The following is a 14,302-nucleotide window of genomic DNA, read 5'->3' as shown; positions in this document are numbered from 1 at the left end:
ATGCCGTCCCGCCGCACGTTCCTCGGCACCGCCCTCGCCACCGGCGCGGCCGTCGCCCTGCCCGCCACCGCGTCCGCCGCCGGCCACCCGCGCCGCCGCCGCGTGCCGAAGGAGTCGATCAGCATCCAGCTCTACACCCTGCGCGGGATCATGGGCGACGACCCGGAACCCGTGCTGTCGGCGCTGGCGGACATCGGTTACCGCAAGGTCGAGCTGGCCGGCACGTACGGTCGCAGCGCGGCCGAGTTCGCCGCCGTGCTGCGGCGGTGCGGGCTGCGGGCCACGTCCAGCCACGTGGGCATCGACGGCGACCTCGACCAGGTGATCGCCGACGCGCGCACCCTCGGGCACCGGTACGTGGTGGTGCCGTGGGTGAACCACGCCACCCTGGCGGAGTGGCGGGCGTTCACCGCGCGGTTGGAGGCGGCGGGGGACAGGTTGCGGCGCGCCGGGCTGAGCCTCGGCTACCACAACCACGCGCACGAGTTCGCCGAGCTGGCGGGCGTCCGGCCGTTCGACGTGATCACGGCGGGGACGACGCCGCGCAACGTGCACCTGGAGCTGGACCTGTACTGGGCGGTGACCGGCGGGGTCGACCCGGTGGCGGTGCACCGGGCGAACTTCCCCAGGGTCCGGCAGTTCCACGTGAAGGACCGGGCGGCCGACGGGTCGTTCGCCGACCCGGGCACCGGCACGATCGACTTCGCGGCCATCTTCCGGGCCGCGAACGTGACCGAGTACATCGTGGAGAACGACCAGCCGCGCGACGCCCTCGTCACCGCCCGGGTGGGGTACGACTACCTGGTGGACCTGCGGTTCTGAGGCCCGCGCGCGAGACGCGGCTCCCGGGCCGCCACCTCACCCGCCCAACGCGCCGATCAGGCGGGTGAGGTGGCGGCGCTCGGCGTCGGTCGGGGCCAGGGCGCGGGCCCGCTCGTAGGCGGCGAGCGCTTCGGCCCCGCGGCCCAGGCGCCGCAGGAAGTCCGCCCTGGTGGCCGGGAGCAGGTGACCGGTCACCTCGTCGGCGAGGTCGTCCACCAGCGCCAGCCCGGCCGCCGGGCCGTCCGCCATCGCCACGGCCACCGCCCGGTTCAACCGCACGACCGGCGACGGGACGAGCTTGACCAGCTCGCCGTAGAGCAGGGCGATCTGGGGCCAGTCCGTGTCCTGCGCCCGCGCGGCCGTGGCGTGGCAGGCGGCGATGGCGGCCTGCACCTGGTACGGACCCGGCCGGCCGCGGCGCAGCGCCGAGTCCAGCAGCGCCACGCCCTCCTCGACCTGCGCGCCGTCCCACCGGGACCGGTCCTGCTCGTCGAGCGGCACGAGGTCGCCCGCGTGGTCGAACCGCGCGTCCCGGCGGGAGTCCTGCAACAGCGCCAGCGCGAGCAGCCCGACCGCCTCCGGCTCGTCGGGCATCGAAGCGACCAGCGTGCGTGCCAGCCGGATCGCCTCCACGCACAGGTCCCGCCGCGACAGGTCGGCGCCACCGCCGGCCGCGTAGCCCTCGTTGAACAACAGGTACAGCACAGCCAGCACGCCACCCGTGCGCTCGGGCAGCAGGTGGGCCGGCGGCACCCGGTACGGGATGCGGGCGTTGCGGATCTTCTGCCGCGCCCGCACCAGCCGCTTGGCCATCGTCGCCTCCGGCACCAGGAACGCCCGCGCGATCTCCGGCGTGGTCAGGCCGGCGACGGTGCGCAGGGTCAGCGCGACCCGCGCCTCCAGCGTCAACGCCGGGTGGCAGCACGTGAAGACCAACCTCAGCAGGTCGTCGCCGATGCCGTCGTCCTCCTCCCCGGGCGGGTCGTCCGGCGTCGCCACCACCTCCCGCAGCTTCGCCGCCTCCACGCTCGACCGCCGCAACCGGTCCAGCGCGCGGTTGCGGGCGGTCGTGGTCAACCACGCGCCGGGGCGCTGGGGGACGCCTTCGCGCGGCCAGCACTCCAGCGCCCGCGCGAAGGCGTCCTGCACGCACTCCTCGGCCAGGTCCCAGTCGCCGGTGAGACGGATCAGCGTCGCCACGATCCGCCCCCGTTCGGCCCGGAACAGCTCCGAGACCTCCGCCTCGACCGTCATCCGGTGTAGAAGGGCCGCACCTCGACCGACCCGAACCGCGCGCACGGGTGCCGGGAGGCGATCCGGATCGCCTCGTCCAGGTCGGCGCAGTCGACGACGTCGTAGCCGACGATCTGCTCCTTCGTCTCGGCGAACGGCCCGTCGCTCAGCAGCACCTCGTCACCGCGCGTCCGCACGGTCGTGGCGTCCTGGACCGACCGCAGCTGGGAGCCGTCCAGCCGCCGGTCCCCGACCTCGGCCAGCCACTGCTCGATGGTCGGGTCGCCCTCGGTCGGCTCGATGTCGCCGTCGACGCAGATCAGCAGCATGTACTTCATCGGTCTCCCCTGTCGTCCGGTGCATTCCACCACTACGACGAACGGGGTCCGCCGAGGAGGACACCCCGTCTGAAGATCTTTTCCGCGGCGGGGGAGCCGGCCGCGGCCGAGGCCGACGCCGCGCTGTCCGACGCGGCGCCGGAACCCGTCGCCAAGCCGCCCGGTGACGCGGCCGCATCCGCCCGAGCTCGACGAGGAGCAACCGACGCGAGTGCGAACCGCTCGTCGGGGTCGGGTCGCCGGTCGCCGAGCAGCTCCACCCACGCCGGCGACGTTCCCGGTGCGCCTAGTCGTCTTCCTTGGCCTCGCCGCGGCGGCGCATGAACGTGAAGCCGGGGATGCCCAGGATCGCCTGCCGGACGTCGTTGGTGACCTCCAGCAGCTGGTGGATGTCCGGTCCGACGCGGTCCAGCGTGGCCAGGATCGGCAGCACGTCCTCGATCAGGTGCTTGGTCAGCACCGGGAGCTGGTCCACCAGCTGCACGGCGGCGTCCACCTCGTGGGGCGACAGGTCGTCCACGAACCGCTGAGCCAGCGGCTGCGCCTTCTGCGCGATGGGCGCGTAGCTGTCCAGCAGCTCGCGTGACGTCCGGGCGGTGCGGCCGACGTCGGTCGTGACGTCCTCGGCCGCCGCGGTGACCGCCTTCGCCCGCCCGACCAGCGCCTCGGTCTCCGCCAGCACCCGCTCGGTGCGGGTGACCATCTCGTCGGCGCGGCGCACGACGGCCTCCGCCGCGCCGAGCAGGTCGAGCACGCGGCCCGGCACCGACACGGCGGTCTCGACGGTCGTCCTGGCCAGGCCGAACAGGGCGCGCGGGGTGAGCTCCATGCCGTCCACTCTGCCGCACGCCGACGTGGCGGGCCTCAGGGAGATCCCCGACCGTCGATCCGGGTGCCCGCCCCGGCCTCAGGCCAGCGCGAGGTCGACGCCCGCCTCGACGTGGACGCGGGTGGAGTCGACCAGCGGCACGGCGCTGTCGGACTGGTCGACCAGCAGGGTGATCTCGGTGCAGCCCAGGACCACCGCTTCCGCGCCCCGGTCGACCAGGCGTGCCATCACGTCCCGGTAGGCGGCGCGCGACGCCGGCTCGACCCGGTCGCGGGTCAGCTCCTGGTAGATCACGTCGTGCACGAGCGTGCGGTCCGGCTCGTCCGGGACGACCACCTCGACGCCGTGCGCGCGCATCCGGTCGCGGTAGAAGTCCTGCTCCATGGTGAACCGGGTGCCGAGCAGGCCCACCTTGCGGTACCCGGTCAACCTCCGGGCCGTGGCGTCCACGATGTGCACGAACGGCACCTTGACGGCGTCCGTGATGGCGTCGGCGACCTTGTGCATGGTGTTGGTGCACAAGAGGACCAACTCGGCGCCCGCGCCTTCGAGCTTGCGCGCGGCCTCGGCCAGCAGCTCGCCCGACCGCTCCCACTGGCCCGTCCGCTGCAACCGCTCGACCTCGGCGAAGTCGACGGTCAGCAGCAGGCTGGGCGCGCAGTGGTGCCCGCCGAGCCGGCGCCGCGTCTCCTCGTTGAGCAGCCGGTAGTACTCGGCGGACGACTCCCAGCTCATCCCGCCGATCAACCCGATGGTTCGCATGGCGACGATTGTGTCGGCCCACCGTCCGCGGGCAACCGGATTAGCTCCGTCACCGTGGCTCGTCCGTCTCGCTCGAATGCCCGACGGGATCGGGGAATGGATCAGTGGTCGGCCGACGTTGACGGAGGGGAGGACTGGCATGTGAGCACTTGGGGAGGCACGCGGTGGCGCTGGACCCGGAGGATCTGTTCGAGGTCGACTCCGACGTCCCGGACCTGACCGGAGCGGTGCTGTTGCACCACTTCGACGGCTTCATGGACGCCGGTGCGGCGGGCGCGACCCTGGCCGCCCACCTGCTGGAGGTGCACGAACACCGGGTGATCGCCCGGTTCGACGTCGACGACCTGATCGACTACCGCGCCCGGCGGCCGACGATGACCTACGCGACCGACCGGTGGGAGTCCTACGACGCCCCCGAGCTGGTGGTGCACCTGATGCACGACGCGGTGGGCACGCCGTTCCTGCTGATGACCGGTCCCGAGCCGGACCGCCGGTGGGAAGCGGTGGCCGCGGCGGTGCGGTCGCTGATCGAGCGGTGGGGCCTGCGCCTCGCGATCGGTTTCCACGGCATCCCGATGGGCGTCCCGCACACCCGGAAGCTGTCGGTGATCTCGCACGCCACCAGGCCGGAGCTGGTCGTGGAGGGCTCGCCGTTCAGCCGGGTGCAGGTGCCGGGCAACCTGTCGGCGCTGCTGGAGCTGCGGCTCGGGGAGTCCGGCCACGACGCCATGGGCTTCGCCGCCTACGTGCCGCACTACCTCGCGCAGGGCACCTACCCCGCCGCCGCGTTGAGCCTGCTCCAGGCGCTGACGAAGTCGACGGGCCTGGTCGTCCAGGCCGCCGCCCTGAACGAGGCGGCCCGGCGCACGGACGCCGAGATCACCCGGCAGGTGTCGGAGTCGGCGGAGGTCGCGCAGGTCGTCGAGGCGCTGGAGCGGCAGTACGACGCCTTCACCGAGGCGTCGGACAACCTGCTGATCAACGACGACGAACAGCTGCCCAGCGCCGACGAGCTCGGCGCGGAGTTCGAGCGCTTCCTGGCCGAGCAGCAACGCGACCACTGACCGGCCGCTCACCACGCCACCGGTCGGCCCCGCACCACGCCGCGCGGGGCCGGGCGGGCCGGTGCCCGACCGGGTGGGTCGTGGATGATGTCGGGGTGCCCGACTTCGACTCCGCGTCCTCGCCCGCGACGCCGACCCCGTCCCCGGCGCTGCCTCCGGCCTCGCTGGACGAGGTCCGGGCGCGGATCGACGTGATCGACTCCGAGCTGGTGCGCCTGCTGGCGCGACGGCAGGACCTGGTGCGGGCCGCCGCGGCGTTCAAGGTGGACGACCAGGCGGTCCGCGCGCCGGACCGGGTCGCGAAGGTGATCGCGTCGGTGCGGGAGCGGGCGGCGGCGGCCGGGTTGGAGCCCGTGGTGGCGGAGGCGGTGTGGCGGGCGATGATCGGGGCGTTCATCGAGGTCGAGCTGGCGCAGCACGCCGCGGGTCGGGGCGCCGGGGGCCCGTCCGGGGCGTGACCGGTCGCCAGCCCGTTCGAGGGCGGTGAGCGGGGAGCCGGTCAGAGGTACAGACCGGCCAGCAGGCGGTACGAGTCGAGCATGGCGGCGCGGTCGTAGGTGCTGGTGGTGACGAGGACCTCGTCGGCGGCGGTGCGGTGGACGAGGTGGTCGAGGGCCTTGGCGACTTCCGACGGCGTGCCGTGGACGTGGCCTCGGAGCGACTGCTCGAACAGCCCGCGCTCACGGCTGGTCATCGGTTGGGCGAGGACGTCGTCCGGCGCGCTCAGCGGCGGGAAGTCGCCTCGGGTGCGGGAGTGGGCCATGGCCCAGGCCTCCGGCACGAGGAGCCGCCAGGCGTCCTCCGCGGTGTCCGCGACGGCCACCGTCGACGAGATCACCACGTACGGCTCCTCGGCCCAGGTCGACGGGCGGAACCCGGTGCGGTAGGCGGTGATGGCGTCGATCATGGCGTCTTCGCCGCGGAACGAGCCGATGACCAGCGGGACGCCGTGCGCGGCGGCCACGCGGGCGCCCGCGCCGGTGGCCAGGACGAACGGTGGCACGCGCAGGCCGTCGGCCGGGTAGCCGCGCACCGCCCGGTCGCCGGTGAAGTAGCCCAGCAGCTCGGTGAGCCCGCGGCCGAAGTCGGCGGCGTCCTCCTTGTCGTGCCCCAACGCCTTGCGGACCGCGTCGATGAAGCCGACGGACCGCCCGAGGCCCATGTCGATCCGGCCCGGGAACAGCGACTCCAGCACCCCGAACTGCTCGGCGACGACCAGCGGCTGGTGGTTGGGCAGCATCACGCCGCCGGTGCCGACCCTGATCCGGGACGTCGCCGCGGCGACGGCCGCCGCCAGCACCGTCGGCGCGGAACCGGCCACGCCCGGCACGCCGTGGTGCTCGGAGACCCAGAAGCGGTGGTAGCCGAGCTGTTCCGCCTGGCGGGCGAACGCGACCGTGTCGCGCAGCGCTTCGGGGTGGCCGCTCCCGGCCCGCACCCGGGACCGGTCCAGCACGGAAAGCCTCACGACGAGGTCAACGGTTCCGGCCGCCACCACATTCCGGTCCGCGGACCACCGGGCGAGGGGGAGGGGTCACAGGCGGGTGGTGTCGGTGGGGACGCCCAGTTTGACCTTGCCGTAGGTCTCGAACAGGCGGCGGGACACCATGGCGTGCTGGGCGGCCACCTGGGCGTCCCGCAGGCAGCGCTGGAGCGGCGAGGACTCGAAGACCGAGGTGCCGCCGCCGACGTCGAACGCGAGGCGGGTGATCGACGAGGCTTCCGCCGCGGCGTGGGAGCACGCCAGGCGCAGGCGTGCCCGCTCCTGCGGCGTGCTCGGCGTGCCGGCCACCGCCGCCGCCCACCGGGCCGCCACCTCGGCGCGCAGGAAGGCCCGCGCCGCCGACAGCCGTGCCTCGGCCGTGCCCAGGTCGCGTTGCGCGTCCGCCTCCTCCGCCAGCGGGCCTCGGCCGTGCTGCGGCGTCTTGGTCACCGCCAGCGCCTCGACCTCCTCGACCGACCGGGCGGCGATCCCCAGGGCCACCGCCGCCACCCCGACGGCCAGGAACGCGAAGAACGGGAACGCGGGCAGCGGTCCGGGCACCCGCAGGGCCGGCGGCCACACCTGGCGGCGTGCCGGCACGAACGCGTCCGCGACCTCCCACTCGTGGGACTGCGTCGCCCGCAGGCCGGTCGCGTGCCAGGTGTCGTGCACCGTCACGTCGGCCGACGGGAAGATCATCAGCCGCGGGCCGTCCGGGGTCATCGCGCCGCCGACCACCCAGTCGCACAGCGGCACCGCGCTGCCCCAGCCCCAGCGGCCGGTCACGCGGTGGCCGCCGTCCGCCGCGACGACGGCGCCCACCGGGGCGGCCGTGCCCGCGATCACCGACTTCGGCGAGCCGAACACCTCGGCGGCCGTGTCCGGCGGCAGGTACCAGGCCAGCGACGACGTCGCGCTGGTCGTCATCGCGGTCCACCCGGCCGACCCGTCCGCGCGGGCCAGGTCCTCGATCGCCACCACCCACGACGGCAGGTCCACCTCGCCGCCGCCGAGGGAGGCGGGCGCGAGCATCCGCGTCGCGCCCGCCTCGACCAGTGCCGCCACGACCGCCGGGGAGAGTCGGCGGTCGTGGTCGGCCTTGGCCGCTTCCGCTCTGATCAGGCTGTGCATGCCCTGATCATGCCGGGTCCGGTCACGCCACGGCCCACTTCTGGTTGGCCGAGCCGAGGCAGGTCCACAGCTGCAACCGGGTGCCGTTGGCGGAGCTGTTGTTCTGCGCGTCCAGGCACTTGTTCGCCTGGATGTTCACGATGTCGTTGGCGCCGCTCACCGCCCACTTCTGGGCGCCGCTCCCGTTGCAGTCCCACAGCTGGACCAGCGTGCCGTCCGCCGTGCCGCCCGACGCCGCGTCCAGGCACTTGCCCAGCGCGCGGATCGTGCCGTCACCCGGCCGCGACCACTGCTGGGCCGCGGTGCCGTTGCAGTCGTACAGCTGCACGGGCGTGCCGTTGGCGGAGTTCGCGCCGGCCACGTCCACGCACTTGCCGCCGATGCCGGTGATCCGGCCGCCGGCGGGCGGGTTGCCGTCCGCCGTCGACACGCGCACGTAGTCGATCACGAACTGCTGCGGGAACGTGGTGCTCGCGTCCGGGTAGCCCGGCCACTCGCCGCCGACCGCGAGGTTCAGGATGATGAAGAACGGCTTGTTGAACACCCACTGCTTGCCGCTCACGTCGGCGGGCGTGCGGCGCTGGTAGACGTTGCCGTCCACGGACCACGCGATGCCCGTCGGCGACCACTCGATGGCGAAGGTGTGGAAGCCGTCGGCGAAGTTCGGCCCGTTGAAGGCGGCGCCCACGCCGCCCGCGCCGGAGTAGCCGGGACCGTGGATGGTGCCGTACACGGTGTCCAGGTCGTGGCCCAGGAACTCCATGATGTCGATCTCGCCGCTGTTCGGCCACGGGTTGCCGGAGTTGATGTCCTGGCCCAGCATCCAGAACGCGGGCCAGATGCCCTTGCCGCGCGGCATCTTCATCCGCGCCTCGACCTTGCCGTAGGTCGTGGTGAACTTGCCGGCGGTGTTGATCCGGGCGGAGGTGTACTGGCACCGGCCGTACCAGCAGTTGTAGTTGCCGGGGTTCTCCTTGCGCGCGGTGATGACGAGGTTGCCCGCGCCGTCCATGGCCGCGTTGCTCGCCGACGTCGTGTAGTACTGGTGCTCGCGGTTGTTGCCGTTGTTGTCGCCGACCTCCGTGTTCCACTTGGAGGCGTCGACCCGCGTGCCCGCCGAGCCGTTGAACTCCTCGGCGAAGGTCACCGCCATGGCGCCCACGTCGGCGGCGCCCGGCGCGGGGGCGGGGGCGGGGCCGGCCTGGGCGGCCGGCCCGACCAGCCCGCTGAGGGCGAGCACGACCGCGCTCACCACCACTCGTGTCCTCATCGACACTCCTCTCACTCTGGCGGCGGCCGGTCCAAAAGTTACTGCATGACCTTGAATCAAGTCACGATGAAAGTGGGAAGGCTTTACTGTCGGGTCATGCCGGGACACCCACCGGCCCGACGAGGAGGTCGACACCCGATGGCCATGCTGCGCAGCTACGTGTCAGGTCGCTGGCACGCCCCGTCCGTCGAAGGAGCGCCGCTGCACGACGCGGTGACCGGCGAGGAGATCGCCCGGATCTCGTCGCAGGGCATCGACATGGCGGCGGCGCTGGACCACGGCAGGCGCGTCGGCGGACCGGCGCTGCGGGAGCTGACGTTCCACCAGCGCGCGGCCCTGCTCAAGGCCCTCGCCTCGCACCTGCGGGAACACCGCGACGAGCTGTACGCCCTGTCCGCCCGATCGGGCGCCACCAGGACGGACTCCCTGATCGACGTCGACGGCGGCATCGGCGTGCTGTTCGGCTACGCGAGCAAGGCCAAGCGCGAGCTGCCCAACGACCACGTCTACGTGGACGGCGACGTCGAGCCGCTGAGCAAGGGCGGCACGTTCGTCGGCCAGCACGTCGCCACCCCGCTGCGGGGCGTGGCCGTGCAGATCAACGCCTTCAACTTCCCGATGTGGGGCCCGCTGGAGAAGTTCGCGCCCGCGTTCATCGCCGGGGTGCCGTCACTGATCAAGCCCGCCTCCCAGACGGCCTACCTCACCGAGAAGCTGGTCGAGCTGATGCTGGCCTCGGACCTGCTCCCCGAAGGCTCCCTGCAGCTCGTCACCGGCGGCGCGGGCGACCTGCTCGACCACCTGACCGGCCAGGACCTGGTCGGCTTCACCGGCTCCGCGTCCACCGCCCGGAAGCTGCGCACCCACCCGACCGTGGTGCGCAACAGCGTGCGGTTCAACGCCGAGGCGGACTCGCTGAACTGCTCGATCCTCGGCCCGGACGCGGTCGAGGGCACCCCCGAGTTCGACCTGTTCGTCAAGCAGCTCGTCAGCGAGATGACGGTCAAGGCAGGCCAGAAGTGCACCGCGATCCGGCGCGCCCTGGTCCCCGCCTCCCTCCTGGACGCCGTCGCCGACGCCGCCGCCGCACGCCTGGCGAAGGTCGTCATCGGCAACCCCGCGACCGAGGGCGTTCGGATGGGCGCGCTGGCCGGGCTGGAGCAGCGCGAGGAGGTGCGGCGCTCGCTGAAGGCGCTCATGGAGGTCGGCGAGGTCGTCTACGGCTCGCCGGACCGCGTGGACGTGGTGGATGCCGACGCCGAGCGCGGCGCGTTCCTGTCACCGGTGCTGCTCAAGGCCGACCCGGACCACGCCCAGCCGCACGAGGTGGAGGCGTTCGGGCCGGTCTCGACGCTGATGGCCTACCGCGACGCCGGGCACGCGGTCGAGCTGGCCGCGCGGGGCGCGGGCAGCCTGGTCGGCTCCGTCGTCACGCACGACACCGACTTCGCGCGGGACGTGGTGCTGGGCGTGGCCCCCTGGCACGGCCGGGTGCTGGTGCTGGACCGCGACGACGCCAAGGAGTCCACCGGCCACGGCTCGCCGCTGCCGATGCTGGTGCACGGCGGTCCGGGCCGGGCGGGCGGCGGTGAGGAGATGGGCGGCATCCGGGGCGTGCTGCACCACATGCAGCGCACGGCGGTGCAGGCCGGCCCCCGGGTGCTGAGCGCGGTCACCGGGCGGTGGGTGACGGGCGCGCCGCGCACCGAGACGGACGTGCACCCGTTCCGCAAGTCGTTGCGGGAGCTGAGGATCGGCGACACGGTGGTGGCCGGGCCGCGCGCGGTGACGCTGGCCGACATCGAGCACTTCGCGGAGTTCACCGGCGACACGTTCTACGCGCACATGGACGAGGAGGCCGCGGCGGCGAACCCGTTCTTCGGCGGCCGGGTCGCGCACGGGTACCTGGTGGTGTCGTTCGCCGCGGGCCTGTTCGTCTCGCCCGAGCCCGGCCCGGTGCTGGCCAACTATGGGCTGGAGAACCTGCGGTTCCTCACGCCGACGTTCCCCGGCGACGAGCTGACCGTGACGTTGACCGCGAAGCAGATCACCCCGCGCGAGGACCAGGAGTACGGCGAGGTCCGCTGGGACGCCGACCTGGTCAACCAGAAGGGCGAGTCGGTCGCCAAGTACGACGTGCTCACGCTCGTCGCCAAGCAGTAGGGGGCCGTTAGGGGTCCACCAGGTGGACGTGCGCCGAGATGATCAACCCGAACGGGAACAACCGGCGCACTCCGTCTGGTTGGCGCGAGGAGAGACCGTGCAACACCTGAGTCACACGAGGAGCACCAGAGGTGTCTGAGACCTTTTCGCTGGGCGGCGACCTGACCGTCAACCGCCTCGGCTACGGAGCGATGCGGCTCACCGGTGAGGGCATCTGGGGGTACCCGGCCGACCGCGACAACGCGATCGCCCTGCTGCGCCGGGTCGTCGAGCTGGGCGTCAACTTCATCGACACCGCGGATTCCTACGGCCCGCACATCAACGAGGAGCTGATCCGGCAGGCCCTGCACCCGTACGCGGACGACCTGGTCGTCGCGACCAAGGGCGGCCTGCTGCGCACCGGCCCGAACGAGTGGCCCATGCTCGGCAAGCCCGCGTACCTGCGGCAGGCCGTGGAGACCAGCCTCGTCCGGCTCGGCATCGAGCGCATCGACCTCTACCAGCTGCACCGCGTCGACCCGGACTACCCGCTGGAGGACCAGGTCGGCGAGCTGCGCAAGCTGCAGGAAGAGGGCAAGATCCGGCACATCGGACTGTCCGAGGTGGACGTCGAGCAGCTCGAGGCCGCCCGCGCCGTCGCGCCGATCGTGAGCGTGCAGAACCTGTACAACCTGGCCAACCGCGGGCACGAGGCCGTGCTGGACCGCTGCACCGAGCTGGGCATCGCGTTCATCCCGTGGTTCCCGGTGGCGACCGGCGAGCTGGCCCGTCCGGGCGGCGTGCTCGACGCGGCGGCCAAGGAGCACGGCGCCACGCCCGCGCAGCTCGCGCTGGCGTGGCTGCTGCGCAAGTCGCCCGTGGTGCTGCCGATCCCCGGCACGTCGTCGATCGCGCACCTGGAGGAGAACGTGGCGGCGGCGCGGATCGAGCTGACCGACGAGGAGTTCGAGAAGCTGTCCGCGCTGGCCTGAGCGCCGGGAGCCGCCTCGCGCGGCTCCGGCTACGCCGGGTCGGACGTCCGCCGTTCGACCCGGCGTCGCAGGTCCTCGGTCAGGTCGTCGCCGGCCGCCAGCACGTCCGGCAGCGACGCGGGCTCCAGCGTCAGGGCCCGGAACGCGAACGCGATCGTGACGCCGTGGTCGGGCCGGTGCTCGATGACGATCTCGTCACCGGCCGTGATCGTGCCGGGCTCCAGGACCCGGAAGTACGTGCCGGGCAGCCCGCGACGGGTGAACGTCTTCATCCACGCGTCCTCCTCCATCACCCCGGCGAACGTCCGGCACGGCACGCGCGGGCTCGTCGCCTGCAGCAGCAGCCCGCCGATGCGCCACCGCTCCCCGATCCGCGCGCCGCACACGTCGACGCCCGCCGTGGTCAGGTTCTCGCCGAACAGGCCCGGCCGCAGGTCGGCGCGACCCAACTCCACCGCCCACGCGTCGAGGTCTTCCCGCGCGTAGGCGTAAACGGCCTGGTCGTCGCCACCGTGGCGGCGGTCGTCGGAGATGTGGTCGCCGACCAGGCCGCTGCCGACCGGGCCGGGCGCGCGGACCTCCACGGGGCCGGGCGCCGGGCGCTTGCCGATACCGGTGTGGCCGACGGCGGCCTGGTCGAACTCGACGCGGGAGCCGACGTTGACGGAGAGCACGTGAGGCATGACCACGACGGTAGCCGAGCCACTTTCGGGGTTCGCACTCCTCATCGGTCGCCGGTGGGGGAGGATGGGCCTTGTTCACCGTCCGTGGGGGGAGACATGCGCAGGTCCGTCGTCGCGTTGCTGCTGGCCGGGGTGGCGCTGGCGGGCTGCGCGGAGCGGACAGCCCTGCCGGCGCCGGCGCTCGGCCCGGCGGTGGACGACAGCGCCACGCTGATCACCGGCCTGGCCGCCCGCGCCGACGAGCAGGGCACGGTCCGGTTCGCGACCGAGACCACCATGACCGGGCGGCGCGTCACCCTCGACGGCGGTCTGCTGCGCGCCCGCGAGGGCCGGCTGGTGTCGTTGCGGCAGGACTCGTCCACCGACGTCGTCGTGCTGGCCGACGCCGGCTACTCCCGCACCGAGGGCGGCACCTGGACCAGGCTCGACCTGGCCGACCGCGCGCCCGTGCGGGCGGACACCACGGTCGCCGGCCTGGCCGACGAGGTCGACCCGGCCTCGGTGGTGGAGTCGCTGGCCGGCAGCCTGCTGGTGGAGCAGCGCGACGAGGAGCTCGACGGCGTGTCGACGCGCCGCTACACGCTCCTGGTCGACCTGCGGTCGCAGGCCGAGCGCACGCCCGGCAGCTCGCGGCGCGCCCAGCTGCTGGCGGCCTACGAGTCGGGCTTCACCGCGTCCGCCACCGTGTGGGTGGGTCCGGGCGACCTGCCGGTGCGGGTGGAGCAGGTGCTGAAGACGTTGGAGGACAACGTCTTCCAGCGCACCTTGCACCGCTTCACCGACTGGAACGCCGACATCCGGGTGAGCGCGCCGGTCTCCTAGCGGGTGCGCTTGGCCCGCTCGACGTCCGTGGTCAGGGCCGGGCGGCCGTCGACCTCGCTGTCCGGGTTCGGCACGATGCCGCCGGCGGCGACCTCGTCGAGGGTGGCGAGCCCGGCGGGTGTGATGCGACCGAAGACGGTGTAGTTCGGCCGCAGCACCGAGTCCGACGTGACCAGGAAGAACTGGCTGCCGTTGGTGTCCGGGCCCGCGTTGGCCATGGCCAGGGTGCCGCGCGGGTAGACGCGGCGCAGGCCGGTCGGGTCGTTCGGGACGGGTGCCAGGTCGGTCGGCAGCTCGTCCCCGTACCGGTAGCCGGGACCGCCCTCACCCGTGTTCGCCGGGTCGCCGCACTGCAGCACCTTCAACGTCGGGTACGCCGTGAGCCGGTGGCAGGTCGTGTCGTCGTAGAACTTCTTCCGCACCAGGTGCAGGAAGCTCTGGACGGTGCACGGCGCCTTCGCGCGGTCCAGCACCAGCGGCACGGGGCCCTGGTTGGTCTGCAACAGCACCTCGGGGTGGCCGCGGTCGGGCGTGTGCCGCGGGTCGGGCGGCAGCGGCACCGGCCGGGCGGCCGGCTCGTCCGGCGTCACGGTGTACGCGCACGGCCCGCGAGTCGTGCCCGGCGTGCCCGCGTCCGGTGTGCCGGGGGAGGCCTGCGCCACCCCGCCGCCCAGGACCGCCATCAGCGCCACTGCCACCAGGATTCTCACCGCACCAGGTCTAACGGACCC

15 protein-coding genes are annotated in these 14,302 nt (G+C 73.2%); 6 read left to right on the top strand and 9 right to left on the bottom strand.

Annotated features, from left to right (window positions below; all coding sequences use genetic code 11):
* Positions 1-822, top strand: a complete 822-nt coding sequence (locus tag IOD16_RS26160) for a TIM barrel protein (RefSeq protein ID WP_201436511.1) — start codon at positions 1-3, stop codon at positions 820-822.
* 36 nt (positions 823-858) lie between these two features.
* Here IOD16_RS26160 and IOD16_RS26155 read toward each other — a convergent pair whose 3' ends face one another.
* The 4 genes from IOD16_RS26155 to IOD16_RS26140 form a co-directional block, all read right to left on the bottom strand.
* Positions 859-2,076: an RNA polymerase sigma factor gene (locus IOD16_RS26155; protein WP_201436510.1), complete on the bottom strand. Its 1,218-nt coding sequence runs from the start codon at positions 2,074-2,076 to the stop codon at positions 859-861.
* Positions 2,073-2,393: a YciI family protein gene (locus tag IOD16_RS26150; RefSeq protein WP_123746470.1), complete on the bottom strand. Its 321-nt coding sequence runs from the start codon at positions 2,391-2,393 to the stop codon at positions 2,073-2,075. The genes IOD16_RS26155 and IOD16_RS26150 overlap by 4 nt, the downstream gene beginning before the upstream one ends.
* Before the next feature lie 286 nt (positions 2,394-2,679).
* Complete coding sequence (locus IOD16_RS26145) at positions 2,680-3,222, bottom strand: hypothetical protein (protein ID WP_123746471.1); 543 nt, start codon at positions 3,220-3,222, stop codon at positions 2,680-2,682.
* Positions 3,223-3,300: 78 nt separating this feature from the next.
* Entirely contained in the window at positions 3,301-3,984 is a 684-nt protein-coding gene (locus IOD16_RS26140; protein WP_201436509.1) for an aspartate/glutamate racemase family protein, read from the bottom strand.
* Between the two features lie 164 nt (positions 3,985-4,148).
* Between IOD16_RS26140 and IOD16_RS26135 the strand changes: the two genes are divergently transcribed.
* Together IOD16_RS26135 and IOD16_RS26130 are read left to right on the top strand one after the other, a co-directional pair.
* Positions 4,149-5,048, top strand: coding sequence for a proteasome assembly chaperone family protein (locus IOD16_RS26135; protein WP_123746473.1), 900 nt, complete (start codon positions 4,149-4,151; stop codon positions 5,046-5,048).
* 80 nt (positions 5,049-5,128) lie between these two features.
* The gene (locus IOD16_RS26130) at positions 5,129-5,506 is read left to right on the top strand and encodes a chorismate mutase (RefSeq protein ID WP_236594393.1); all 378 of its coding nucleotides are present in this window, start codon (positions 5,129-5,131) and stop codon (positions 5,504-5,506) included.
* Between the two features lie 41 nt (positions 5,507-5,547).
* Here IOD16_RS26130 and IOD16_RS26125 read toward each other — a convergent pair whose 3' ends face one another.
* The 3 genes from IOD16_RS26125 to IOD16_RS26115 all read right to left on the bottom strand — a co-directional run bounded on the left by IOD16_RS26125 (position 5,548) and on the right by IOD16_RS26115 (position 8,932).
* Entirely contained in the window at positions 5,548-6,516 is a 969-nt protein-coding gene (locus IOD16_RS26125; RefSeq protein WP_201436508.1) for an LLM class flavin-dependent oxidoreductase, read from the bottom strand.
* A 66-nt stretch (positions 6,517-6,582) separates the two neighbouring features.
* A complete protein-coding gene (locus tag IOD16_RS26120) occupies positions 6,583-7,662 on the bottom strand; it encodes an acyl-CoA dehydrogenase family protein (protein ID WP_201436507.1) in 1,080 nt (359 codons plus the stop codon).
* Positions 7,663-7,684: 22 nt separating this feature from the next.
* Complete coding sequence (locus tag IOD16_RS26115; RefSeq protein WP_201436506.1) at positions 7,685-8,932, bottom strand: glycoside hydrolase family 16 protein; 1,248 nt, start codon at positions 8,930-8,932, stop codon at positions 7,685-7,687.
* Positions 8,933-9,070: 138 nt separating this feature from the next.
* Between IOD16_RS26115 and paaZ the strand changes: the two genes are divergently transcribed.
* Positions 9,071-11,095, top strand: a complete 2,025-nt coding sequence (gene paaZ / locus IOD16_RS26110) for a phenylacetic acid degradation bifunctional protein PaaZ (RefSeq protein ID WP_201436505.1) — start codon at positions 9,071-9,073, stop codon at positions 11,093-11,095.
* A 131-nt stretch (positions 11,096-11,226) separates the two neighbouring features.
* Positions 11,227-12,066, top strand: a complete 840-nt coding sequence (locus IOD16_RS26105; protein ID WP_201436504.1) for an aldo/keto reductase — start codon at positions 11,227-11,229, stop codon at positions 12,064-12,066.
* 29 nt (positions 12,067-12,095) lie between these two features.
* Here IOD16_RS26105 and IOD16_RS26100 read toward each other — a convergent pair whose 3' ends face one another.
* A complete protein-coding gene (locus IOD16_RS26100) occupies positions 12,096-12,749 on the bottom strand; it encodes an MOSC domain-containing protein (RefSeq protein WP_201436503.1) in 654 nt (217 codons plus the stop codon).
* Positions 12,750-12,845: 96 nt separating this feature from the next.
* Between IOD16_RS26100 and IOD16_RS26095 the strand changes: the two genes are divergently transcribed.
* Positions 12,846-13,571 carry a hypothetical protein gene (locus IOD16_RS26095; RefSeq protein WP_201436502.1) on the top strand — a complete coding sequence of 242 codons (726 nt, stop codon included), beginning with the start codon at positions 12,846-12,848 and terminating at the stop codon, positions 13,569-13,571.
* Here the strand turns inward: IOD16_RS26095 and IOD16_RS26090 are convergent.
* A complete protein-coding gene (locus tag IOD16_RS26090) occupies positions 13,568-14,254 on the bottom strand; it encodes a peptidylprolyl isomerase (protein WP_201441580.1) in 687 nt (228 codons plus the stop codon). The genes IOD16_RS26095 and IOD16_RS26090 overlap by 4 nt on opposite strands.
* Between the last annotated feature and the right edge of the window lie 48 nt (positions 14,255-14,302).

This window comes from Saccharothrix sp. 6-C, from assembly GCF_016695385.1.
GTDB classification, from domain to species: Bacteria; Actinomycetota; Actinomycetes; order Mycobacteriales; family Pseudonocardiaceae; genus Actinosynnema; species Actinosynnema texasense.
Note: the sequence above shows the minus strand (reverse complement) of the source record. Positions and strands in the feature narration are given on the sequence as shown.